A 21,195-nucleotide genomic window follows, 5' to 3' on the forward strand; every position below is an offset into this window, starting at 1 on the left:
TCTTCGCGGCGCCTCACGCCGCCCGGCATTTCGTCCCGCCACCCGACCCGGGACGGACGCCTTCGGCCCCGTGAGCCACGGTCAGCGCCCGGCGGCCGCCGCGCCCGCCAGCCGCTCCAGCATCAGCGCCACGGCCGGCACCTCGGCGAGGTCCGGCAGGGTGAGAGCGACCACCTGCCGCACCGCCGGCGTCCCCGAGGCGGTCCGCACCGGCACCGCCGACACGCCGTCAGGGCGCACCGACTCCAGCGCCAGCCCCGGCAGTACCGCCACCCCGAGCCCGGCCGCCACCAGGCCGACCACCGCCGGGTAGTCGTCGGTCGCGAAGTCGATCCGGGGCTCGAAGCCCGCTCCCGCACAGAGCTCCACCAGGTGCCCCCGACACTGCGGGCAGCCCGCGATCCACTGCTCCCCGGCCAGGTCGGCCAGCTCCACCGGGCCGCTGCCGCGCCCGGCCAGCGGGTGCGCGGCGGGCAGCAGGCCGACCAGCGGGTCGTCCAGCAGCGGGGTGACCACCAGATCGGACCAGTCGGTGCCGGCACTGAGCTGCTGGGCCTCCAGATTGGCCTCGGCCCGCGCCTCGCGCGGCGTGCCGTGTGCGGGCGCAGGAGCCGGCACCGGGGCGCCGCCGGGGGCCTGCGGGTAGCGGAAGGCCAGCGCGACCTCGCACTCGCCGCCGCGCAGCATCGCCAGCGACTCCGGCGGCTCCGCCTCGACCAGCGACACGCGGACCCCCGGATGGCTGTCCCGCAGCCGGGCGACGGCCGGTGGCACCAGGGTGGAACTCGCGGTGGGGAAGGAGACGAGCCGCACCCGCCCGGCCCGCAGCCCGGCGATCGCCGCCACCTCCTCCTCGGCGGCGGAGAGCCCGGCCAGGATCCCGGTGGCATGCTTGAGCAGCACCCGCCCGGCCTCGCTCAGCTGCATGCCGCGGCCGGAGCGGACCACCAGCGGGGTGTCGACGGATTTCTCCAGGGCCTTCATCTGCTGGCTGATGGCGGGCTGTGTGCAGCCCAGCTCGCGAGCGGCGGCGGAGAAGGAGCCGGTGCGGGCGACGGCACGCAGGACGCGCAGATGGCGGGCCTCGATCATGCCTCAGTTATAAGCCAAGCTTTGCTGTATGCAAAATTCTACTGATAGTTGAACACTGAAGCACGCCCGACGCCGGAGGCCCGGCCCGGCTCCCGAAGGAGCGCGGACCGGGCCTCGGTCACTGATCAGGCGTCAGTGGGAGTGGCCGTGGCCGCCGTGCGAGTGGCCGCTGTCGGCCTCCTCTTCCTTCTTCTCCACCACGAGGGTCTCGGTGGTGAGCAGCAGGGAGGCGATCGACGCCGCGTTCTCCAGCGCGGAGCGGGTGACCTTGACCGGGTCGATGACGCCGGCCTTCAGCAGGTCGCCGTACTCGCCGGTGGCCGCGTTGAAGCCGTGACCGGCCTCCAGCTCGGCGACCTTGTGGGTGATGACGTAGCCCTCAAGACCGGCGTTCTGGGCGATCCAGCGCAGCGGCTCGGCGAGCGCCTTGCGGACGACCGCGACACCGGTCGCCTCGTCACCCGACAGGCCCAGGCCGCCCTCCAGCACCTTGGCGGCGTGGACGAGGGAGGCGCCACCACCGGCGACGATGCCCTCCTCGACCGCGGCGCGGGTCGCCGAGATGGCGTCCTCCAGGCGGTGCTTGCGCTCCTTCAGCTCCACCTCGGTGGCGGCGCCGACCTTGATGACGCAGACGCCGCCGGCCAGCTTGGCCAGGCGCTCCTGCAGCTTCTCGCGGTCCCAGTCGGAGTCCGTGTTGGCGATCTCGCCCTTGATCTGGGCGACGCGACCGGCGACGGCCTCGGTGTCACCGGCACCGTCGACGACGGTGGTCTCGTCCTTGGTGATGGTCACGCGGCGGGCGGTGCCCAGCACGTCCAGACCGGCCTGGTCGAGCTTGAGGCCGACCTCCTCGGAGATGACGGTGGCACCGGTCAGGGTGGCCAGGTCGCCCAGGATCGCCTTGCGGCGGTCACCGAAGCCCGGGGCCTTGACGGCGACCGCGTTGAAGGTGCCGCGGATCTTGTTCACCACGAGGGTGGACAGCGCCTCGCCGTCGACGTCCTCGGCGATGATCAGCAGCGGCTTCGAGGCACCGCCCTGCAGGATCTTCTCCAGCAGCGGCAGCAGCTCCTGGATGGAGGAGATCTTGCCCTGGTTGATCAGGATGTACGGGTCCTCAAGGACCGCCTCCTGACGCTCCGCGTCGGTGACGAAGTACGGCGACAGGTAGCCCTTGTCGAACTGCATGCCCTCGGTGAAGTCCAGCTCCACGCCGAAGGTGTTGGACTCCTCGACGGTGATGACACCGTCCTTGCCGACCTTGTCGATCGCCTCGGCGATCAGCTCGCCGACCTGGGTGTCCTGCGCGGAGAGGGACGCGACGGCGGCGACGTCGTCCTTGCCCTCGATCTCGCGGGCGATGGACAGCAGGTGCTCGGAGACGGCGGCGACGGCCTTGTCGATGCCCTTCTTCAGAGCGGCCGGGCCGGCACCGGCGGCGACGTTGCGCAGACCCTCGTTGACCAGGGCCTGGGCCAGCACGGTGGCGGTGGTGGTGCCGTCGCCCGCGACGTCGTTGGTCTTGGTGGCGACCTCCTTGACGAGCTGCGCGCCAAGGTTCTCGTACGGGTCGTCCAGCTCGACCTCACGCGCGATGGTGACACCGTCGTTGGTGATGGTCGGGGCGCCGAACTTCTTGTCGATGACGACGTTGCGGCCCTTGGGACCGATGGTCACCTTGACGGTGTCGGCCAGCTTGTTGACACCGCGCTCCAGCGAGCGGCGGGCGTCCTCGTCGAACTGCAGGATCTTCGCCATGTTCCCTATTCCCTCGGGGCTGCGGCCGGCACACCGGCCGCCGGACTACGTGAACCAACAACCACGCCCCGGGCCCCTGTCACTGGGACACGGATCCGGGGCGGGCTGGAACGACTGACTTCTCGGTGCTGCTTACTTCTCGATGATGGCGAGAACGTCGCGCGCCGAGAGGACGAGGTACTCCTCGCCCTGGTACTTCACCTCGGTGCCGCCGTACTTCGAGTACAGGACGATGTCACCGACGGCGACGTCGAGCGGCAGACGCTGGCCGTCCTCGAAGCGGCCCGGGCCGACAGCCAGGACGACGCCCTCCTGGGGCTTCTCCTTGGCGGTGTCCGGGATAACCAGGCCGGAGGCCGTGGTGGTCTCGGCGTCGAGCGGCTGGACCACGATGCGGTCCTCGAGCGGCTTGATGGCAACCTTGCTGCTGGTGGTCACGTCCGAGCTCCCCTTCGGAGATTACGGGGTTGTCTAACGGGTAGTGGCGAACCTGCGGGCCTGCCGTCGCGGGGGTCAGACACGCTTCTTCGCGTTAGCACTCTCCTGGTGGAGAGTGCCAAGGACGACCATAGGCCGCGGTTAGCACTCAGTCAACCAGAGTGCCAACGGCGCGCCCGTCCGCTTCGCCGACGCGATGAGCAGCCGTACTCATGTGCGATGCCGGGCCGGCGCCGTTCCCGCCACTGGTCCGGGCCTTCGCGGGCTTCCCCGGCGGGTGACCGGCGAGAATGACCGTGTGGAGACCGAGAACCTGCAGCCCCTGCTGACCCCCGAGGGCCAAGCCCTGCTCGCCGAGCTGCGCGAGTTCGCGCCCGAGGAGGAACTGGCGCTGGCCACCCGGCTGCGGCGGGAGCACCCGGCCGGACTGGTGTCGGCCGCGTTCGGGCAGGCGCGGCTGCGGCAGCGGGCCCGGGCCAAGTTCGGCGAGGACGCCGACCTGATGTACTTCACGCCCAACGGGGTCGAGCAGTCCACCCGGCGCAGCGTCGCCGAGTGGCGGGCGCGGCGCTTCGCCGAGCTGGGGGTGCGCCGGCTGGCCGACCTCTGCTGCGGGATCGGCGGGGACGTGCTGGCGCTGGCCCGGGCGGGGATCGAGGTGCTCGCGGTCGACAAGGACCCGGCGGCCTGCGCCGCCACCGCCGCCAACGCCGCCGCGCTGGGCCTGGACGGCCTGGTCGAGGTGCGCTGCGCGGACGTCACGGAGGTCGACGTCACGGGCTTCGACGCGGTCTTCACCGACCCGGCCCGCCGCACCTCACGCGGCCGGGTGTTCGACCCCGAGGCGTACGCCCCGCCGCTCTCCTGGGCGATCGAGGCCGGTCGGCGCACCCCGATCGGCGCGCTGAAGGTGGCCCCCGGCATCCCCCACGAGGCCGTCCCCGCCGACGCCGAGGCCGAGTGGGTCTCCGACCACGGCGACGTCAAGGAGGCGGTGCTCTGGTTCGGCACCAGGGCCGAGCGCCCGCACCGGGCCACCCTGCTCCCCCGGCAGGCCAGCCTCGCCGGCGGCGACCTGCCCGATCCGCCGGCCGGCCCGGTCGGCCGCTACCTGTACGAGCCGGACGGCGCGGTGATCCGCGCCCACCTGGTCGCCGAGGTGGCCGGGCAGGTGAACGGCCGGCTGATCGACCCGAAGATCGCCTACCTCACCTCGGACGAGCTGGTCGCCACCCCGTACGCGCACGCCTTCGAGCTCACCGACGTACTGCCGTTCCACATCAAGAAGCTGAAGGCACTGCTGCGCGAGCGGGCCGTCGGCACGGTGGTGATCAAGAAGCGTGGGATGGCGATCACCCCGGAGGACTTGCGCCGCCAGCTGAAGCCGAGCGGCCCGAACTCCGTCACGGTGATCCTCAGCCGTACCGACCACGGCCCGCTGATGATGCTCGGTCAGCCGGTCACGTTCCCGTAGTGCCCGCTCAGGTGGCGGGCGCCTGGATGTAGTCCTCCAGCCGGGCCACCGCGAAGCCCTGTTCCTGGATGCGGGCCAGCATCTCCCCGAACATCTGCGTCATCGTCTCGCCCTTGAGGTCCTTCGGGCCGCGGAAGTGGGCGAGGACGATGTCGCCGGGCTTCAGCTTCTTGTCGGCGGCCTGGTACTGCATGTCGTGGATCTGCATCGACTCGCGCCAGAGCACGATCGCCCGCGGCCCGCACTGCTGCACCGAGGTGTTCAGCGCCGGGGTGTCGGCACCGTCCCCGTACGGCGGGCGGAACAGCAGCGGCGCGGTGCCGTACTGCTGGGTGAGCGCGGACTGCGCGTCGCAGATCTCGGACTTCTGCTTCTCCGGCGGGACCTTGCTCATCTGGGCGTGGTCCACGGTGTGGTTGTGGATGTGGTTGCCGAGCGCCTGGAGCGGTTTGAAGTAGCCGTAGTTGTCCTTGACGATGTCCCGGGTCAGGAACATCGAGACCGGCACCTTGAGGTCGGTCAGCATCTCGACGAACTTCGGGTCCTTCTCGGCGCCGTCGTCGATGGTGATGAAGACGACCTTGTCGGTGGTCTTCACCTCGCTGAACACCGGTACGGGACCGGTCCGTTGGAGCTTGACCGGCTTGTCGGCGGGCGCCGCCGGCGCCGGCGGCAGCGGCTTGAGGTTCCACTTCGCCCAGGCTGCCGCGTCCCCGGCGGCGGGTGCCGCGGCGGGCGCGGCGGCGGGGGCCTGGCCGGCGGGCGAGGGCGTTCCGGCGGACTGGGCGGCCGTCGGGGGCGGGGTGGCGACCATGGCCGCCTTGCCGGACCCGCCGCTGCTGCCGCACCCGGTGGCGGCGGCCAGCAGGGCCAGCGCCCCCACCGCGTACGTCCTCGTCCTGCCCCGCCCGTACCTCTTCACCGCGCCGCGCTCCCCGGTCCCGTCCAGCTGTCTCTCAGCTATGCACGGTAGCGGTCGGGTGTTCGGTTCCCGGACAGGCTTACGAGCGGCTACTCCACATGCTCGCTGACGAAGGACCAGCAGTGCACCGGGCGGCCGACCAGTGCGGCGGGCGGCTCGGCCACCGGCACCGGCTCCCCCGTCCACCAGGTGATGAGCAGCACGCGGTCGCCCGGCGCGCCGAACAGCTCGGTACGGACCAGGCCGGCCGAGCCGCGCAGCGCGGGCAGCGCGGCCTCCCGCACCCAGGCGGCCAGCTCGGCGCCGCGCCCGTCGGCGGCGCGGGCCTCCCACATGGCGGCGGTGGTGGTCACCTCTCCCCGCCCAACGCCTCGTACGCCTGCCCGTGGACGTCCCCGTGACCGGTCGGCACGGCCGGCACGTGGACCTCGGTGACCGGCAGTGAGGAGTCGGCCGAGAGGTCGAAGGAGGACGGCGCGCGGTCGCGCCAGACCATCTCGGAACCCAGCGCGGCGACCATCGCGCCGTTGTCGGTGCACAGGCCCGGACGCGGCACCCGCAGCCGGATGCCGGCCTTGTCGCAGCGCTGCTGGGCCATCTCGCGCAGCCGCGAGTTGGCCGCGACCCCGCCGCCGATCATCAGGTGGTCGACGCCGTTGTCTCGGCAGGCCTTGACCGCCTTGCGGGTCAGCACGTCGGTGACCGCCTCCTGGAAGGACGCCGCCACGTCGGCGATCGGCACCTCCTCGCCGGCCCGGCGCTTGGCCTCCACCCAGCGGGCGACGGCGGTCTTCAGGCCGGAGAAGGAGAAGTCGAACTCCGGGTCCTTCGGGCCGGTCAGACCGCGCGGGAAGGCGATCGCCTTCCGGTCGCCCTCGCGGGCGGTGCGGTCGACCACCGGGCCGCCGGGGAAGCCCAGCCCCAGCACCCGGGCCACCTTGTCGAAGGCCTCGCCGGCCGCGTCGTCGATGGTCGCACCGAGCGGGCGGACGTCACTGGTGATGTCCTCGCTGAGCAGCAGCGAGGAGTGCCCGCCGGAGACCAGCAGGGCCATCGTCGGCGAGGGCAGCCGGCCGTGCTCCAGCTGGTCCACGCAGATGTGCGAGGCGAGGTGGTTGACCCCGTACAGCGGCTTGTCCAGCGCCCAGGCGTACGCCTTGGCCGCGCTGACGCCGACCAGCAGCGCGCCCGCGAGGCCGGGGCCGGCGGTGACGGCGATGCCGTCCAGGTCGCTCGCCTTGATTCCGGCGGTGTCGAGGGCGCGCTGGATGGTCGGGACCATCGCCTCCAGGTGCGCGCGGCTGGCGATCTCCGGCACCACGCCGCCGAAGCGGGCGTGGTCGTTGACGCTGGAGGCGACCGCGTCGGCGAGCAGGGTGGTGCCTCGCACGATGCCGACGCCGGTCTCGTCGCAGGAGGTCTCGATGCCGAGGACGAGCGGTTCGTCAGCCATGGCGGGTTTCCTTCAGGTCCTTCGGTTCGATGCTTGGGTGGTCGAGGCGCATCACCAGCGCGTCGACGTTGGCCGGCTGGTAGTAGCCGCGCCGGATGCCGACCGGTTCGAAGCCGAACCGCTCGTACAGCCGCTGGGCGCGCGGGTTGTCCACCCGCACCTCCAGCAGCAGCTCCGCGCAGCCGCGCCGGGCGGCCTCCCGGATCAGGTCGGTGAGCAGCGCCGCGCCGAGGCCGGAGCCCTGGTGACGGTGGTCGACGGCGATGGTCTGCACGTCGCCCTCGCCGGCCACCACCATCAGCCCGGCGTAACCGGCGATCGCGCCGTCGGGGGTGGTGGCGACGGTGTAGTGGCGGGTGCCGCCGGGGTGGGCCTCGGCCAGCTCGGACCAGTACATCCCGGTGGACCAGGCGTCCTCCGGGAAGAGCTCCAGCTCCAGCTCCATCACCGGGGCGATGTCCCACCAGCGCATCGGGCGCAGGGTGGCGGGGGCGGCGGCGGCCCTGTCGCCGGGGCTGGTGGCACTGCTCGGGCCGGTGGCACTGCTCAGGCCGGTCAGGCTGCTCGGGCCGGTCAGGCCGGTCACGCCGGGAGCACCGCCTTGTAGCCGGCCGGCACCTGGGCGTCCGGGCGGCGCAGGTAGAGCGGCACGTTGGGCAGCAGCTCGCGGCCCGCGGCCAGCTCGGCGGCGGCGAAGTCGGCCAGCGCGCCGGCCGAGACGTGCTCCGGCCCGTGCGCGCCGGGGAAGGCGTCCGGGTAGAGCAGCGCGCCGGCGCCGACCGCGCGCGGCTGCGGCGTCAGCTCGGCCGGGCGGTCCACCGCGGGGCCCTCGGTACGGCGGCCGTCGGCGTCGTACGAGGCCCAGTAGACCTCCTTGCGGCGCGCGTCGGTGGCCACCGTGAACGGTTCGCCGGCCAGGCCCTCGGCGCGCGCCCGGTGGGCGATCGCGTCCAGGGTGCAGACGCCGTGCACCGGCACGCCGAGCGCGTGGCCGAGCGCGGCGGCGGTGACCAGGCCGACCCGCAGGCCCGTGTACGGGCCCGGGCCGACGCCCACGGCGATGCCGGTCAGCCGGTGCTTGTCGACGCCGGCCGTCCGCAGCACCCGGTCGATGGCGGGGAGGAGCAGTTCGCCGTGGCGCCTGGCGTCGACCTGGTCGGTCTCGGCGAGGACGGCCGTGCCGTCATGGACGGCGGCGGTGACGGCGGGGGTAGCGGTGTCGAACGCGAGCAGCAGCACGGGTCAAGGTTAGACCGGTCGGGGCGGAGGACGGCCGCCGGTCTTGCTCCGCCCGTTCCTGCTCCGCCCGATCGACAAGACGTCCGGGTTCGGAACACACGTCCTACGGGGTGCGGGTCCGGGCGGACGGACCTGGCACGATGGGGCCGACGGGTTTTGGGACGGCGGTGGGAGCACACGTGGCGAAGATGGGTCCTGGAGTGGTGGTCACGGGGCTGACCCTGGGGGCCCTGGCGGTGGTGAGCCTGCTGGCCTTCCAGGCCAACGGCGCGCAGGACCGCGCGGGCGCCACCCGCCCGAGCGCCGCCGCGTCCACGTCGTCGAGCGGACCGGCCGCCTCGGCCACCCCGACCGCTTCGGCCACCCCGACCGTCCCGACACTGCCCGCCACCTCGGGCACCGGGCTGCGGGTCGTCTACTCGGTCGGCAGCCACTACGTCTGGCTGGTCGACCCCAAGAAGAACCCGCAGGTGCTGGCCGCCTTCGCAGTCACCCCGGGCTCGGTGGAGCCGACCCCCGGCAGCTACCCGGTGTACAGCCGGACGCCCACCGCCACCGGGACGGACGGACGGCAGATCGAGCACGTGGTGCGCTTCGCCCAGCAGAACGGCGTGGTGTTCGGCTTCAGCGCGGCCGTGGACGGCGCCACCCCCACCACCGACCCGAAGGCCAAGACCGGCGGTATCCGCAGCGGGCGGCCGGAGGGTCAGCTGCTCTGGGACTTCGCGTCGAACGGCACCAAGGTGATCGTGATCGCCTGACCGGCGCGGCCCGCCGTGGGGCTCGCCGGGCTCGCGGGAGGGGTTCAGGCGGCGCGCGGGGCGCCGACCGCCGGCCCGGCCGTCTCCGATGCCGCCTCGGCCGCCTCGGCACTCTCGTGGCGCTCCGGCGGGGTGGAGACCGCCTCCGCGGCCGCACACGCGGCCAGCAGGGCTCGCATCGGCGCGCCCTGAACGCTGCGGGCGGGCTCTCCGGCCCCGGTACCGCGCGGCGCGCGCTCCGGGGCGGGGGTGGGGCTCGACATGGCGCCTCCCTAGTTAGGCAGACCTAACCGCAGCACCTATCCCATCACGCCCGGTCCCCCGCCCGCAACACTTTGCCGACAGCCTGTCGGTAACAGTCGGCGGCAGGGGAGCCCGGGCACGTCCGGCCGGGGCGGCTCAGGCGAGCTTCGCCAGCTCCACGCCCGCCCAACGCGGGCCGATCCCGGTCAGCACCACCCGGCGCGGGTCCAGGTCGTCCTGGTCCGCCGTGTCGCCGATGGCGCGCTCGATCCGGACCTCCAGCCGGTCCTCGGACAGCCGCTCGACCTTGCCCTCGCCCCACTCGACGACCACCACCGACTCCGGCAGCGAGACGTCCAGGTCGAGGTCCTCCATCTCGTCCAGGTCCCCGCCCAGCCGGTACGCGTCCACATGCACCAGCGACGGCCCGCCCACCAGCGACGGGTGCACCCGCGCGATCACGAACGTCGGCGAGGTGACCGCCCCGCGCACCTGCAGCCCCTCCCCCAGGCCCCGGGTCAGCGTGGTCTTCCCCGCCCCCAGCTCGCCGGAGAGCAGCACGAGGTCTCCCGGCCGCAGCAGCGCGGCCAGCTCCCGGCCGAGCCGGCCCATCCGCTCGGGGGTGGCGACGGTGAGGGTGTGCGAGCCCATGCGCGAATCAAGCCCTTCGGTGCGTTCCGTACGGCGGCGCACCGACCGCCGGGCGCCCCCGCTACGGTGCCACATCCCCGCCCGCCCGCGCTCCGGGCCCGGTCCGCCCCGGTCCGCCCTCGGGTGGCCGCCTGCATGCCCCGGGCCGCCGGATCCCGGACAGACCCTTCTCGGGAAGCGCGGGGATAGCCGCCGCCCTGCTTCCGCTCCCCGCCGGACGGTCGCGGGGCCACCCGCACGGCGGCGCTCAGGCCAGTTCGCAGACCGAGGGCGGCAGCGGGGCCGCCCGCCGGAAGTCGACCGCCTGCTTGAGCAGGGCGGCCAGGCGCTGGTCGACCAGGTCGGGGCGCTCCAGCATCACCAGGTGGCCGGCGTCCTCGACCAGGACCAGTTCGGCGCCGGGCAGCTGCTCGGCCATCGCCTCGCTGTGGCCGGGCGGGGTCAGCAGGTCCTTGGTGCCGGCCAGCACCAGGGTGGGGATGCCGCGCAGGGCCGCCAGCGCGGCGGACTTCTCGTGCGCGCCGAAGACCGGGTAGAACTCGGCCACCACGTCGATCGGGGTGGCGTCCAGCAGCTGCTCGGCGAACCGGACCACGCCCGGGTCGACGTCCTTCCCGCCGAACGAGAACTTCCGGTAGAAGACGGCACTGACGTCCGCGCCCAGTCGGCGGGTCGCCTCCACCAGCTCGACCTGGCGGCCGAGCAGCTTCATCACGCCCGGCGCGACCTTCTTGAAGAGCTTGGCCCCGACCGCCGGCAGGCCGAGGGTGACGGCGTCCCAGTCCCCCGCCAGGGTGCCGATGAGCGCGACCCCGGCGACCCGCTCCCGGAACAGCTCCGGGTGCTGGTCGGCCAGTGCCATCACCGTCATGCCACCCATCGAGTGGCCGACCAGGACCAGCGGCCCGGCCGGTGCGACGGCGTCGATCACGGCCTTGAGGTCCCCGCCCAGCTGGTCGATGCTCGCGGGTTCGCCGGCCAGGTACGAGCGGGACCGCTCGGAGCGGCCGTGGCTGCGCTGGTCCCAGAAGACCAGGCGCATGCCCTCGCGGAGGGCGGCACGCTGGAAGTGCCAGCTGTCCTGGTTGAGGCAGTAGCCGTGGCAGAAGACCACGGTCAGCGGCTCGGCCTCGGGGGAGCCGGCGGAGTCAGGGGCGGCGACAGCGGCAGCGGCAGCCACCAGGCCGGATCGGCGGCCGGCCCGGACAAGCGCGCCGGAGCCGCCGAGCAGCCCCGGCAGTCCGGTGCGGTCCACCGGACCATCGGGGTTGCCGTTGCCGTTGCCGTTGCTGCTCGCGGTGGTGTCCGGGGCGTCCGCGCGCCGGCGGGTGAGCCGACCTCGCCGGACCGGCGTGCTGCCTGCGTCGTCGTCGGCCTGCCTCGACTCCGACCCCGCCGTGTCCGCGTCCGTCTCCGGCCCCATGAGCGCGGGGCGCAGCCGGACGGGCTCGGGCCAGCCGGTGCCGTCCACCTCGACGTACAGCTCGGTGCCGTCGGCGGCGGTCACCGTGCGGGGGCGTCCGCGCAGCGAGCCGTACGGGGCGTTGGCGTCCAGTTCGGCACGGGCCCGGCGGCGGGTCGCCCGGCCGACCGTCAGCCGCTCGATCGCCACACCGGCGGCCGCGCCGGCCGCGACCACACCGACCGAGATGCCGATCAGGCCGGCCCGGCTCACCCCGGACGCCGCGCCCGCGGCCTTGGCCACCGCCGCCACCGGCCCGGACCCGGCCTCCTCGCTCATGCGCGCGGACCCTCGGCGAGCTGTTCCCGGCCGAGCGGGCCGTGGCCGAACGGGCTCCGGGCGAGCGGGTCCACGGCGAGCCGGTCCTGGGTGAGCGGCTCCGCGGCGAGCCGGTCTGCGCCGAGCGGGTCTGCGGCGAGCGGGTCCGGGGCGATGCCACCGAGGTAGCGGCGCGGCACCCGGGCGCCGATCCGGGTCACGATCTCGTACGAGATCGTCCCGCAGGCGCGGCCCCAGTCCTCGGCGGTCGGCTCGCCTTGGTCGCCGTTGCCGAACAGCAGCACCTCGTCGCCGATCGCGGGGGTGTCCCCGCCGAGGTCGACGACGAACTGGTCCATCGCGACCCGGCCCGCCACCGTCCGCCACTTGCCCGCGATCTGCACCGGCCCGGTGCCACTGGCGTGCCGGGGGATGCCGTCGGCGTAACCGACCGGGACGAGGCCGAGAGTGGTCGGCCCCGGGGTGGTGTAGTGGTGGCCGTAGCTGACCCCGTGTCCGCCGGGGACCTGCTTGACCAGTGCCAGCCGGGCGGTCAGCGCCATCACCGGGCGCAGCCCGAAGTCCGCGGGCGAGCCGACCTCCGGGACGGGCGACAGCCCGTACATCGCCAGGCCGGTGCGCACCATGTCGTAGTGCGACTGCGGGAGCAGCAGAGTGGCCGGCGAGTTGGCGAGATGCCGGACCTCGGGGCGCAGCCCGGCCGCCTCGGCATGGGCCAGGGCGTCGCGGTAGGAGTCCAGCTGGGCCTGGATGGAGGGGTGGCCGGGCTCGTCGGCGGCCGCGAAGTGCGACCAGATGCCGACCACGGTGAGCAGGCCCTCCGTCTCGGCGCGCCGGGCAGCGGCGACCAGCTCGGTCCAGTCGTGCGGCTGGCAGCCGTTGCGGCCGAGGCCGGTGTCGGCCTTCAGGTGCACCCGGGCCGGGATGCCGGTCGCGCGGACGGCGGCCAGCAGCTCGTCCAGCGCCCACTGCCCCGACACCGAGATGTCGACGTCGGCGAGCAGCGCCTCGCGCCAGGGGCCTCCGGGCGTCCAGAGCCAGCAGAGGACGCGGGCCTGGTCGGGGCGGATGCCGGCGGCGCGCAGCGCCAGCGCCTCCTGCGGGAGCGCCGTGCCGAGCCAGCCGATCCCTGCGGCGACCGCCTCGCGGGCACACCGGACCGCGCCGTGGCCATAGGCGTCCGCCTTGACCGTGGCCATCACCGTGGACCCGCCCACGCGCTCGCGCAGCGCGGCCAGGTTGCCGCGCAGGGCGGCCAGATCAATGGTCGCCTCGGCCCGTACGCCGTCGGTGAGGGTGGCCGTGCCGGTCGTCTTCGCAGTTGTCATCAGGGTCAGTCTCCCAGACGTCCCGGAGTCCTCGCCGAACGGCCCGTCGGCGCGGCGGCCCCCACACCCCTCCCCGCTGTTCCCGACGCCCACGAAGCGCCGCTGGTTGCACCGGCTACCGGAGTGGGAAGTCGGCCCCGCCGGCGTCCCACTCCATGGCTGCCATCCCGGCGCCCGCCCCGGCCCGAAACTATGTAGACCGGTCGGTCTATTCGACCTCCCAGCGTCCCGGCGTCCGACCCGCCTCGAAACTATGTAGACCGGTCAGTCCATTCAGTCTCCCGACGCTCCGGGCGCCCACTCCACCCCGACCCGCCCCGCGACTATGTAGACCGGTCGGCCTATTCGGTCTCCCACTCGCCCACGCTCCCTGCCGAGGCCCGCACGTCGCGCCAGACCACCGGGAGCGCCGCGGCCACCTGCAGCGCCGTGACCGGAGCCCCCGGGGCGCCCGCCGCGTGCCGGCCCGCGAGACCGTGCAGGTAGGCGGCCACCGAGGCGGCGTCCAGGACCGGCAGGCCGGCCGCGAGCAGGGAGCCGGCCAGGCCGGCCAGGACGTCCCCGCTGCCGGCGGTGGCCAGCCAGGGCGTACCGGTCGGGTTGACCCGCACCGGGCCACCCGGGTCTGCGACCACCGTGGTGGAGCCCTTCAGCAGCACCGTCGCCCGGTACGCCGTGGCGAGCCGGCGGGCGGTCGCCAGCCGGGCGGCCGCCAGCTCGTCGGCGGCCGGCGGGGCGGTGCCGTCCGCCCCGGCCAGCAGCCGCGCCGCCTCGCCGGTGTGCGGGGTGAGCAGCGTGGGCGCCGTCCGCCCCGCGAGCGCTCCCGGGCCGAGCCGGCCCAGCTCGGTCAGGCCGTCCGCGTCCACCAGCACCGGCACGTCGCTCGCCAGCGCCTCCGCGAGCGCCTGCCGTGCGCCCTCACCGCCACCCGGGCCGACCACCCAGGCCTGCACCCGCCCGGCGCCGGCCGGTCCGCCCTCGGTGACCAGCGCCTCCGGGAACCGCCGGACCACCTCCTCGGCCGCCGTCCCGACATACCGCACCGCGCCCGCGCCGCCGTGCAGCGCTCCGGCGACCGCGAGCAGCGCCGCCCCCGGATACGTCGCCGAACCGGCCGCGACCCCGACGACGCCGCGCCGGTACTTGTCACTCTCCGCCCCCGGCACCGGCAGCAGCGCCCCGACCTCGGCGTGCTGCAAGGCCTCCACCCCGGCCGGCGGCAGGTCCAGCCCGATCCCCACCAGCTGCACCGCGCCCGCGTACGCGGCGCCCGGGTCGATCAGGAGCCCCGGCTTGTACGTCCCGAAGCAGACCGTGACATCCGCCCGCAGCGCCACGCCCGCCACCTCGCCGGTGTCGGCGTCCACCCCGCTGGGCACGTCCACGGCCACCACCACGCCGCGCCGCCGCGCCTGCGCGTACGGCTCCGCCTCCGGGCGCAGCCCGCCGCGCCCGCCGATGCCGACGATGCCGTCCAGCACCAGGTCCGCGCACGAGAAGTCGGCCAGGCCGACTTCCTGCTCCAGCACCACCCGGCCGCGCGCGGCCCGCAGCGCGGCGAGACCACCGGCGTGGGCACGGGAGGGCGCGAGCAGCACCGCCGTCACCCGGGCCCCGCGCCGGGCCAGCGCGGCGCCGGCGTACAGCGCGTCACCACCGTTGTCGCCGCTGCCCGCGAGCACCACCACCCGGCTGCCGTAGACCCGGCCGCGACGGCGCGTCAGCAGCCGGGCGCAGGTGGCGGCGAGGCCGGCGGCGGCCCGCTGCATCAGGGTCCCCTCGGGCAGGCGGGCCATCAGTTCGGCCTCGGCGGCCCGGACCTGTTCGACACGGTGAGCGCGGCGCATGCAAAAGCCCTAACCCTCGGCGATGACTACCGCCGACGCTACGCCCGCGTCATGGCTGAGCGACACGTGCCACGACCCGACGCCCAGTTCGGCCGCCCGCGCGGCCACCGTCCCCCGCACCCGCAGCTCCGGCCGGCCCGAGTCGGCGCTCACCACCTCGGCGTCCGTCCAGTGCAGCCCGCCCGGCGCGCCGAGCGCCTTGGCGAGCGCCTCCTTCGCCGCGAACCGCGCCGCCAGCGAGGCCACCCCCCGCCGCTCCCCCGACGGCAAACGCAGCTCGCCCGGCGTGAACAGCCGCTCCGCCATCCCCGGCGTGCGCTCCAGTGCGGCCTCGAACCGGTCGATGGCGGCCACGTCGATCCCGACTCCGATGATCACCTGCTGCTCCTCCGGCTTTGCGGGACACTTTCGAGGGACAACCACTTCGATCCCCCACCGGTGTCGGTCCGTACGCCCACCGTCTCGCCCGCAAGGGTTGGCACGCGCAAGGACCAGCAGGAGGGAGAAGGGCCATGGTCGCCATGCCAGCAGTCGAGGGCCCCCCGGACCAGGACGGCATCCTCCAGGCATTCCTGGAGCTGGACACGCCGCCGGGCTTCAAGGCTGAACTGATCGAAGGGGAGATCATCGTGACCCCACCGCCGGACGGTGACCACGAGGATGCGGTGGCCAGGTTCGGCCGCGCCGTTGCGCGGCAGGCGGCCGAGGAACTCTACGTCAGCGGGGGCAAGGGGCTGATCACGCCGAAGGGGCGGTTCATCCCGGACGCCACTGTTGCTCCTGTGGGCCATTTCCGTGCCCAGGACTCGTGGTCGTCCACGATCGGCATCGTGCTCGTCCTGGAAGTCACGTCGACCAGTCCCGTCAAGGACCGCGAGGTCAAGCGGCTGGGCTACGCCGCCGCCGGTGTCCCCTGCTACCTCCTGGTCGACCGCAGCGAGAGCAAGGTGACACTGTTCACCGAACCGAAGGACGGCGACTACACCGCCCTCACCCAGGTCGACTTCGGCAAGCTCATCGACCTCCCCGCCCCGTTCTCCTTCACGCTCGACACGGCGCCCCTGCGGTAGGCCGCAGCCACCGCAGGGGCACCGGGCCGGGTACTACTCGACCGTGACCGACTTCGCCAGGTTGCGCGGCTGGTCGACCTCGTGGCCCTTGGCCGTGGCCAGCTCGCAGGCGAAGACCTGCAGCGGCACGGTGGAGACCAGCGGCTGGAGCAGCGTGGGCGTCGCCGGGATGCGGATCAGGTGGTCCGCGTACGGGACGACCGCCTCGTCGCCCTCCTCCGCGATGACGATCGTGCGGGCGCCGCGGGCCCGGATCTCCTGGATGTTGGAGACGATCTTGTCGTGCAGGATCGAGCGCCCGCGCGGCGAGGGCACGACCACCACGACCGGCAGCCCCTCCTCGATCAGCGCGATCGGCCCGTGCTTGAGCTCGCCCGCCGCGAAGCCCTCGGCGTGCATGTACGCCAGCTCCTTGAGCTTGAGCGCACCCTCCAGCGCGACCGGGAAGCCGACGTGCCGGCCCAGGAACAGCACCGACTTGGCGTCCGCCAGGGAGCGGGCCAGCTCGCGCACCGGCTCCATGGTCTCCAGCACCTGCTCGACCTGCTTCGGCGCGTCGCCGAGCTCGCGGATGATGGTGAAGATCTCGTCGCCCCACTTGGTGCCGCGCACCTGGCCCAGGTAGAGGGCGACCAGGTAGCAGGCGACCAGCTGGGTCAGGAACGCCTTGGTGGAGGCGACGGCGACCTCGGGCCCGGCGTGCGTGTACAGCACCGCGTCCGACTCGCGCGGGATGGTGGAGCCGTTGGTGTTGCAGATCGCCAGCACCTTGGCGCCCTGCTCGCGCGCGTGCCGCAGCGCCATCAGGGTGTCCATGGTCTCGCCGGACTGCGAGATCGCGATGACCAGCGTGCCCGGGCCCATGATCGGGTCGCGGTAACGGAACTCGGAGGCGACCTCGACCTCGCAGGGGATGCGGGTCCAGTGCTCGATCGCGTACTTGGCGATCATGCCGGCGTGGAACGCGGTGCCGCAGGCGACGATGACGACCTTGTCGACCGAGCGCAGGTCGGCGTCGGAGATCCGCAGCTCGTCCAGGGTGAGCCGGCCGTCGGTGCCGATCCGGCCGAGCAGGGTGTCGGCGACGGCCTTCGGCTGCTCGGCGATCTCCTTGAGCATGAAGTAGTCGTAGCCGCCCTTCTCGGCGGCCGAGGCGTCCCAGTCCACGTGGTACTCGCGGACGTCGGCCGGGGTGCCGTCGAAGTTGGTCACGGTGACGCCCTCGCGGCGCAGCTCGACGACCTGGTCCTGGCCGAGCTCGATCGCCTCGCGGGTGTGCGCGATGAACGCGGCGACGTCGGAGGCGAGGAAGTTCTCGCCCTCGCCGCGTCCGACCACCAGCGGCGAGTTGCGGCGGGCGCCGACCACCACGTCCGGCGCGTCGGCGTGCACCGCGACGAGGGTGAAGGCGCCGTCCAGACGGCGGCAGACCACCCGCATGGCCTCGGCCAGGTCGCCCTCGTACACCTCGCCCAGCAGGTGCGCGACGACCTCGGTGTCGGTCTCCGAGCGCAGCGTGTGGCCGCGCTCGGCCAGCTCCGCCCGCAGCTGGGCGAAGTTCTCGATGATGCCGTTGTGCACCACGGCGACCCGGGCGGCGTCGTCCAGGTGGGGGTGGGCATTGGCGTCCGTCGGGCCGCCGTGGGTGGCCCAGCGGGTGTGGCCGATGCCGGTGGTGCCGCCGGGAAGAGGGGTCTCGGCGAGCGACTTCTCCAGGTTGGCGAGCTTGCCGGCCCGCTTGTCGGTGGCCAGGCTCCACTGCCCGTCGGAGCCCTGCACCTGCACCGCGACACCGGCCGAGTCGTAGCCCCGGTACTCCAGTCGCTGCAGGCCTGCGATTACTACATCAAGAGCGGGCTGAGCGCCCACGTATCCAACGATTCCGCACATGCGTGCCAGCATAAGGGCGGCCAGGATGCCCTTTTCGCACGCTTCACCCCGTGCGCGTGACCGACACCACAGCCACCGTGAACGCCGCTACGGCCCACAATGGAGCATGTGCTGACCGAACTCTGTACGCGGGGCGCCGCCACGCCCGGCCCGTCCCCGTCCCCCTACGTGGACCTCAGCCGGGCCGAGTGGAGCGCGCTGCGCGAGCGTACGCCGCTGCCGCTGACCGCCGAGGAGGTGGAACGGCTGCGCGGTCTGGGCACCGCCCTCGACCTGGACGAGGTCCGCGACGTCTATCTGCCGTTGTCCAGGCTGCTGAACCTCTACATCCACGCCACGCACGAGCTGCGCGGCGCGGTGGGCACCTTCCTGGACACCCCGGACACCGAGCGCACCCGCACCCCGTTCATCATCGGCGTGGCCGGGTCGGTCGCCGTCGGCAAGTCCACCACCGCCCGTCTGCTCCAGGCGCTGCTGGCCCGCTGGCCCGAGCACCCCCGGGTCGAGCTGGTCACCACCGACGGCTTCCTGCTGCCCAACGCCGAGCTGCGCCGGCGCGGCCTGATGGCGCGCAAGGGGTTCCCCGAGTCGTACGACCGGCGCGCGCTGATGCGCTTCGTGGCGGACGTGAAGGCCGGCAAGGAGCGGGTGACCGCCCCGGTCTACTCACACCTGGTGTACGACATCGTGCAGGGCGAGCGGCTCACCGTGGAGCGCCCGGACATCCTGATCGTCGAGGGCCTGAACGTCCTTCAGCCGGCCCTGCCCGGCACCGACGGCCGGACGAGGCTCGCGGTGGCCGACTACTTCGACTTCTCGATCTACGTCGATGCCCGCACCGACGACATCGAGAGCTGGTACCTCTCCCGCTTCAAGAAGCTGCGGGACACCGCCTTCCAGGACCCGAACTCCTACTTCCGCCGCTTCACCGAGGTGCCGGAGGAGGAGGCGATGGAGTACGGACGGCAGGTCTGGCGCACCATCAACAAGCCCAACCTGCTGGAGAACGTGCTGCCGACCCGCGGCCGCGCCACCCTGATCCTGCAGAAGGGCCAGGACCACAAGGTCCGCCGCGCCCTGCTGCGCAAGCTCTGACGGCAGCCCCCACGGCCGAGGATCTCACGGCCCGAAAACCGCACGGCCCGGAAGTCCCGCCCCGGCAACCCGAGAAGGCCCCCACCGTACGAAACGGCGGGGGCCTTCCTCATGACTGGCTGTCAGCCCAGGTGCGTCCGGACCGCCTCGGCCAGCCGCTCGGCGACGGCCTTGGCCTGCACCTGGTCGGCGGCCTCGACCATCACCCGGACCAGCGGCTCGGTGCCGGACGGGCGCAGCAGCACCCGGCCGGTGGAGCCCAGCTCGGCCTCCGCCTCGGCGACCGCGGCCGCCAGCTCCTCGCTGCTCTTCACCCGGCTCTTGTCGACGCCCTTGACGTTGATCAGCAGCTGCGGCAGCCGGGTCATCACGGAGGCGAGGTCGGCCAGCGGCTGCTTGGTGGCGGCCAGCCGGGCGCCCAGCATCAGGCCGGTCAGGGTGCCGTCGCCGGTGGTGGCGTGGTCCAGCAGGATGACGTGGCCGGACTGCTCGCCGCCCAGCGCGAAGCCGTGCTCCTTCATCGCTTCCAGCACGTAGCGGTCGCCGACGGCGGTCTCCACCAGCTCGATGCCCTCGCGCTGCATCGCCAGCTTGAAGCCCAGGTTGGACATCACGGTGGCGACGGCCGTGTTGCGCCGCAGCGTGCCGGCCTCCTTCATGGCGACGGCCAGGATCGCGATGATCTGGTCGCCGTCGACCTCGTTGCCGTCCGCGTCGGCGGCCAGGCAGCGGTCGGCGTCGCCGTCGAGCGCGATGCCGAGGTCGGCCCGGTACTCCTTCATGGTGGCGCGCAGCCGGTCCAGGTGGGTGGAGCCGACGCCGTCGTTGATGTTGAGGCCGGTGGGCTCGGCCCCCAGGGTGTGGACGACCTCGGCGCCGGCCCGGGCGAAGGCCTCGGGGGCGACGTAGGCGGCCGCGCCGTGGGCGCCGTCGATGACGACCCGGACGCCGTCCAGGCGGTTGGGCAGCACGCCGATCAGGTGGGCGACGTACTTGTCGAAGCCCTCGGTGTACTCACGGACCCGGCCGACGGCGGCGCCGGTCGGGCGCTTCCACTCGTCGCTGCCGACGGAGTACGTCCGGTAGTGCGTCTCGATGGCGTCCTCGATGCGGTCGTCCAGCTTGTGGCCGCCGCGGGCGAGGAACTTGATGCCGTTGTCCGGCATGGCGTTGTGGCTCGCGGAGAGCATCACGCCGAAGTCGGCGCCGAGCGCGCCGGTGAGGTACGCCACCGCCGGGGTGGGCAGCACGCCGACCCGCAGTACGTCGACGCCCGCGCTGGCCAGGCCGGCGATGACCGCGGCCTCCAGGAACTCGCCCGAGGCCCGGGGATCGCGGCCGACCACCGCGACCGGCCGGTGGCCGTCGAAGGCCCCCGCCTCACCGAGTACGTGCGCCGCCGCGACCGACAGTCCGAGCGCCAGCTCGGCCGTCAGCCCTTCGTTGGCGACACCGCGTACGCCGTCCGTACCGAAGAGTCGTCCCACAGTCCCGTCCTCCATCGCCGCTGCCGGCAGTGATCCGGCAGTAAATCCGATCGAACCCCGGCCTCCGCACCGTGGCAGGGGAGCACGACGCCCCGGAGTACACGGGGTACTCCGGGGCGTGAGAGCGCAACCAGGGGTGTGCACCACCAGGGCGGCACACACCCCTCGGGCGCGACTAGCGCTTGCTGTACTGCGGCGCCTTACGGGCCTTCTTGAGACCGGCCTTCTTGCGCTCGACGGCACGCGCGTCACGCATCAGGAAGCCGGCCTTCTTGAGGGCCGCGCGGTTGTTGTCGACGTCGGCCTCGTTCAGGGCACGGGCAACGCCGAGGCGCAGCGCGTAGGCCTGACCGGAGGTGCCGCCACCCGAGATGCGGGCGACGACGTCGTAGCGACCGTCGAGCTCCAGCAGCTTGAAGGGCTCGTTCACGGTCTGCTGGTGCACCTTGTTGGGGAAGTAGTTCTCCAGGGTGCGGCCGTTGATCTTCCAGACGCCGGTGCCGGGGACGATGCGCACGCGGGCGATCGCCTCCTTGCGACGGCCAAGGCCGGCGCCGGGGACGGCCTCGCCGAAGCGACCGGCCAGCGACTCGGAGGTGTAGCTCTCCTCGGAGGTGTACTCGCCCTCGACGACGGTCTCGTCGAAGTCGACCTCAAGGGTTTCAGTGGTCTCGGCCACGGGGTTCCTCAGCTCTTTTCAGTG

At 73.3% G+C, this 21,195-nt stretch carries 20 protein-coding genes and 1 pseudogene; 4 read left to right on the forward strand and 17 right to left on the reverse strand.

Annotated features, from left to right (window positions below):
* Positions 1-81: 81 nt before the first annotated feature.
* The 3 genes from ACZ6NC_RS10290 to groES form a co-directional block, all read right to left on the reverse strand.
* Positions 82-1,092, reverse strand: coding sequence for a LysR family transcriptional regulator (locus tag ACZ6NC_RS10290; protein ID WP_465730958.1), 1,011 nt, complete (start codon positions 1,090-1,092; stop codon positions 82-84).
* Between the two features lie 132 nt (positions 1,093-1,224).
* Complete coding sequence (gene groL / locus ACZ6NC_RS10295; protein ID WP_465730960.1) at positions 1,225-2,853, reverse strand: chaperonin GroEL; 1,629 nt, start codon at positions 2,851-2,853, stop codon at positions 1,225-1,227.
* Positions 2,854-2,985: 132 nt separating this feature from the next.
* A complete protein-coding gene (gene groES / locus ACZ6NC_RS10300; protein ID WP_014136232.1) occupies positions 2,986-3,291 on the reverse strand; it encodes a co-chaperone GroES in 306 nt (101 codons plus the stop codon).
* A gap of 298 nt (positions 3,292-3,589) precedes the next feature.
* Between groES and ACZ6NC_RS10305 the strand changes: the two genes are divergently transcribed.
* A complete protein-coding gene (locus ACZ6NC_RS10305; protein WP_465730962.1) occupies positions 3,590-4,765 on the forward strand; it encodes a THUMP-like domain-containing protein in 1,176 nt (391 codons plus the stop codon).
* 7 nt (positions 4,766-4,772) lie between these two features.
* Here the strand turns inward: ACZ6NC_RS10305 and ACZ6NC_RS10310 are convergent, their stop codons facing one another.
* The 5 genes from ACZ6NC_RS10310 to tsaB form a co-directional block, all read right to left on the reverse strand.
* On the reverse strand, positions 4,773-5,687 hold the full coding sequence (locus ACZ6NC_RS10310; RefSeq protein ID WP_465730964.1) for a polysaccharide deacetylase family protein: 915 nt from the start codon (positions 5,685-5,687) through the stop codon (positions 4,773-4,775).
* An 89-nt stretch (positions 5,688-5,776) separates the two neighbouring features.
* Positions 5,777-6,040 (reverse strand): hypothetical protein, encoded by a 264-nt coding sequence (locus tag ACZ6NC_RS10315; RefSeq protein WP_465730966.1) that lies wholly within the window; start codon positions 6,038-6,040, stop codon positions 5,777-5,779.
* Positions 6,037-7,140, reverse strand: a complete 1,104-nt coding sequence (gene tsaD / locus ACZ6NC_RS10320; RefSeq protein ID WP_465730968.1) for a tRNA (adenosine(37)-N6)-threonylcarbamoyltransferase complex transferase subunit TsaD — start codon at positions 7,138-7,140, stop codon at positions 6,037-6,039. The genes ACZ6NC_RS10315 and tsaD overlap by 4 nt, the downstream gene beginning before the upstream one ends.
* Positions 7,133-7,612: a ribosomal protein S18-alanine N-acetyltransferase gene (rimI, locus tag ACZ6NC_RS10325; RefSeq protein WP_465731019.1), complete on the reverse strand. Its 480-nt coding sequence runs from the start codon at positions 7,610-7,612 to the stop codon at positions 7,133-7,135. The genes tsaD and rimI overlap by 8 nt, the downstream gene beginning before the upstream one ends.
* 110 nt (positions 7,613-7,722) lie before the next feature.
* Entirely contained in the window at positions 7,723-8,379 is a 657-nt protein-coding gene (tsaB, locus tag ACZ6NC_RS10330; RefSeq protein ID WP_396321443.1) for a tRNA (adenosine(37)-N6)-threonylcarbamoyltransferase complex dimerization subunit type 1 TsaB, read from the reverse strand.
* 188 nt (positions 8,380-8,567) lie between these two features.
* On the opposite strand from tsaB, the gene ACZ6NC_RS10335 reads away from it, so the two are divergent.
* On the forward strand, positions 8,568-9,140 hold the full coding sequence (locus ACZ6NC_RS10335; protein ID WP_465731021.1) for a hypothetical protein: 573 nt from the start codon (positions 8,568-8,570) through the stop codon (positions 9,138-9,140).
* A gap of 44 nt (positions 9,141-9,184) precedes the next feature.
* Here ACZ6NC_RS10335 and ACZ6NC_RS10340 read toward each other — a convergent pair whose 3' ends face one another.
* From ACZ6NC_RS10340 to ACZ6NC_RS10365, 6 genes and pseudogenes are all read right to left on the reverse strand, one after another.
* Complete coding sequence (locus ACZ6NC_RS10340) at positions 9,185-9,403, reverse strand: hypothetical protein (RefSeq protein WP_465730970.1); 219 nt, start codon at positions 9,401-9,403, stop codon at positions 9,185-9,187.
* A 136-nt stretch (positions 9,404-9,539) separates the two neighbouring features.
* Complete coding sequence (gene tsaE, locus ACZ6NC_RS10345; protein WP_465730972.1) at positions 9,540-10,034, reverse strand: tRNA (adenosine(37)-N6)-threonylcarbamoyltransferase complex ATPase subunit type 1 TsaE; 495 nt, start codon at positions 10,032-10,034, stop codon at positions 9,540-9,542.
* Positions 10,035-10,281: 247 nt separating this feature from the next.
* Positions 10,282-11,775, reverse strand: coding sequence for an alpha/beta fold hydrolase (locus tag ACZ6NC_RS10350; protein WP_465730974.1), 1,494 nt, complete (start codon positions 11,773-11,775; stop codon positions 10,282-10,284).
* A 161-nt stretch (positions 11,776-11,936) separates the two neighbouring features.
* Positions 11,937-13,103: pseudogene (gene alr / locus ACZ6NC_RS10355) on the reverse strand (alanine racemase); the annotation flags it as partial.
* 341 nt (positions 13,104-13,444) lie between these two features.
* Positions 13,445-14,950 carry an NAD(P)H-hydrate dehydratase gene (locus tag ACZ6NC_RS10360; RefSeq protein ID WP_465730976.1) on the reverse strand — a complete coding sequence of 502 codons (1,506 nt, stop codon included), beginning with the start codon at positions 14,948-14,950 and terminating at the stop codon, positions 13,445-13,447.
* Between the two features lie 9 nt (positions 14,951-14,959).
* Positions 14,960-15,328 carry a holo-ACP synthase gene (locus ACZ6NC_RS10365; protein ID WP_465548859.1) on the reverse strand — a complete coding sequence of 123 codons (369 nt, stop codon included), beginning with the start codon at positions 15,326-15,328 and terminating at the stop codon, positions 14,960-14,962.
* Between the two features lie 134 nt (positions 15,329-15,462).
* Between ACZ6NC_RS10365 and ACZ6NC_RS10370 the strand changes: the two genes are divergently transcribed.
* The gene (locus ACZ6NC_RS10370; RefSeq protein ID WP_465548861.1) at positions 15,463-16,020 is read left to right on the forward strand and encodes a Uma2 family endonuclease; all 558 of its coding nucleotides are present in this window, start codon (positions 15,463-15,465) and stop codon (positions 16,018-16,020) included.
* Between the two features lie 33 nt (positions 16,021-16,053).
* On the opposite strand, the gene glmS is transcribed toward ACZ6NC_RS10370, so the two are convergent.
* Positions 16,054-17,910 carry a glutamine--fructose-6-phosphate transaminase (isomerizing) gene (gene glmS, locus ACZ6NC_RS10375; protein WP_465730978.1) on the reverse strand — a complete coding sequence of 619 codons (1,857 nt, stop codon included), beginning with the start codon at positions 17,908-17,910 and terminating at the stop codon, positions 16,054-16,056.
* A 99-nt stretch (positions 17,911-18,009) separates the two neighbouring features.
* On the opposite strand from glmS, the gene coaA reads away from it, so the two are divergent.
* The gene (coaA, locus tag ACZ6NC_RS10380) at positions 18,010-19,005 is read left to right on the forward strand and encodes a type I pantothenate kinase (RefSeq protein WP_465730980.1); all 996 of its coding nucleotides are present in this window, start codon (positions 18,010-18,012) and stop codon (positions 19,003-19,005) included.
* 122 nt (positions 19,006-19,127) lie between these two features.
* Here the strand turns inward: coaA and glmM are convergent, their stop codons facing one another.
* Together glmM and rpsI are read right to left on the reverse strand one after the other, a co-directional pair.
* Positions 19,128-20,492: a phosphoglucosamine mutase gene (glmM, locus tag ACZ6NC_RS10385; protein WP_465730982.1), complete on the reverse strand. Its 1,365-nt coding sequence runs from the start codon at positions 20,490-20,492 to the stop codon at positions 19,128-19,130.
* Positions 20,493-20,667: 175 nt separating this feature from the next.
* Positions 20,668-21,171 carry a 30S ribosomal protein S9 gene (gene rpsI, locus ACZ6NC_RS10390; protein WP_148644401.1) on the reverse strand — a complete coding sequence of 168 codons (504 nt, stop codon included), beginning with the start codon at positions 21,169-21,171 and terminating at the stop codon, positions 20,668-20,670.
* Between the last annotated feature and the right edge of the window lie 24 nt (positions 21,172-21,195).

The organism is Kitasatospora sp. NPDC041988 (assembly GCF_055588525.1).

What these genes read in the sequence shown, in the direction of transcription:
- ACZ6NC_RS10290 (WP_465730958.1), bottom strand. Translation starts at nt 1,092, where the DNA reads ATGATCGAGGCCCGCCATCTGCGCGTCCTGCGTGCCGTCGCCCGCACC.
- groL (WP_465730960.1), bottom strand. Translation starts at nt 2,853, where the DNA reads ATGGCGAAGATCCTGCAGTTCGACGAGGACGCCCGCCGCTCGCTGGAG.
- tsaD (WP_465730968.1), bottom strand. Translation starts at nt 7,140, where the DNA reads ATGGCTGACGAACCGCTCGTCCTCGGCATCGAGACCTCCTGCGACGAG.
- rimI (WP_465731019.1), bottom strand. Translation starts at nt 7,612, where the DNA reads ATGCGCTGGTGGGACATCGCCCCGGTGATGGAGCTGGAGCTGGAGCTC.
- ACZ6NC_RS10335 (WP_465731021.1), top strand. Translation starts at nt 8,568, where the DNA reads ATGGGTCCTGGAGTGGTGGTCACGGGGCTGACCCTGGGGGCCCTGGCG.
- ACZ6NC_RS10340 (WP_465730970.1), bottom strand. Translation starts at nt 9,403, where the DNA reads ATGTCGAGCCCCACCCCCGCCCCGGAGCGCGCGCCGCGCGGTACCGGG.
- tsaE (WP_465730972.1), bottom strand. Translation starts at nt 10,034, where the DNA reads ATGGGCTCGCACACCCTCACCGTCGCCACCCCCGAGCGGATGGGCCGG.
- ACZ6NC_RS10350 (WP_465730974.1), bottom strand. Translation starts at nt 11,775, where the DNA reads ATGAGCGAGGAGGCCGGGTCCGGGCCGGTGGCGGCGGTGGCCAAGGCC.
- ACZ6NC_RS10360 (WP_465730976.1), bottom strand. Translation starts at nt 14,950, where the DNA reads ATGCGCCGCGCTCACCGTGTCGAACAGGTCCGGGCCGCCGAGGCCGAA.
- ACZ6NC_RS10370 (WP_465548861.1), top strand. Translation starts at nt 15,463, where the DNA reads ATGGTCGCCATGCCAGCAGTCGAGGGCCCCCCGGACCAGGACGGCATC.
- glmS (WP_465730978.1), bottom strand. Translation starts at nt 17,910, where the DNA reads ATGTGCGGAATCGTTGGATACGTGGGCGCTCAGCCCGCTCTTGATGTA.
- coaA (WP_465730980.1), top strand. Translation starts at nt 18,010, where the DNA reads ATGGAGCATGTGCTGACCGAACTCTGTACGCGGGGCGCCGCCACGCCC.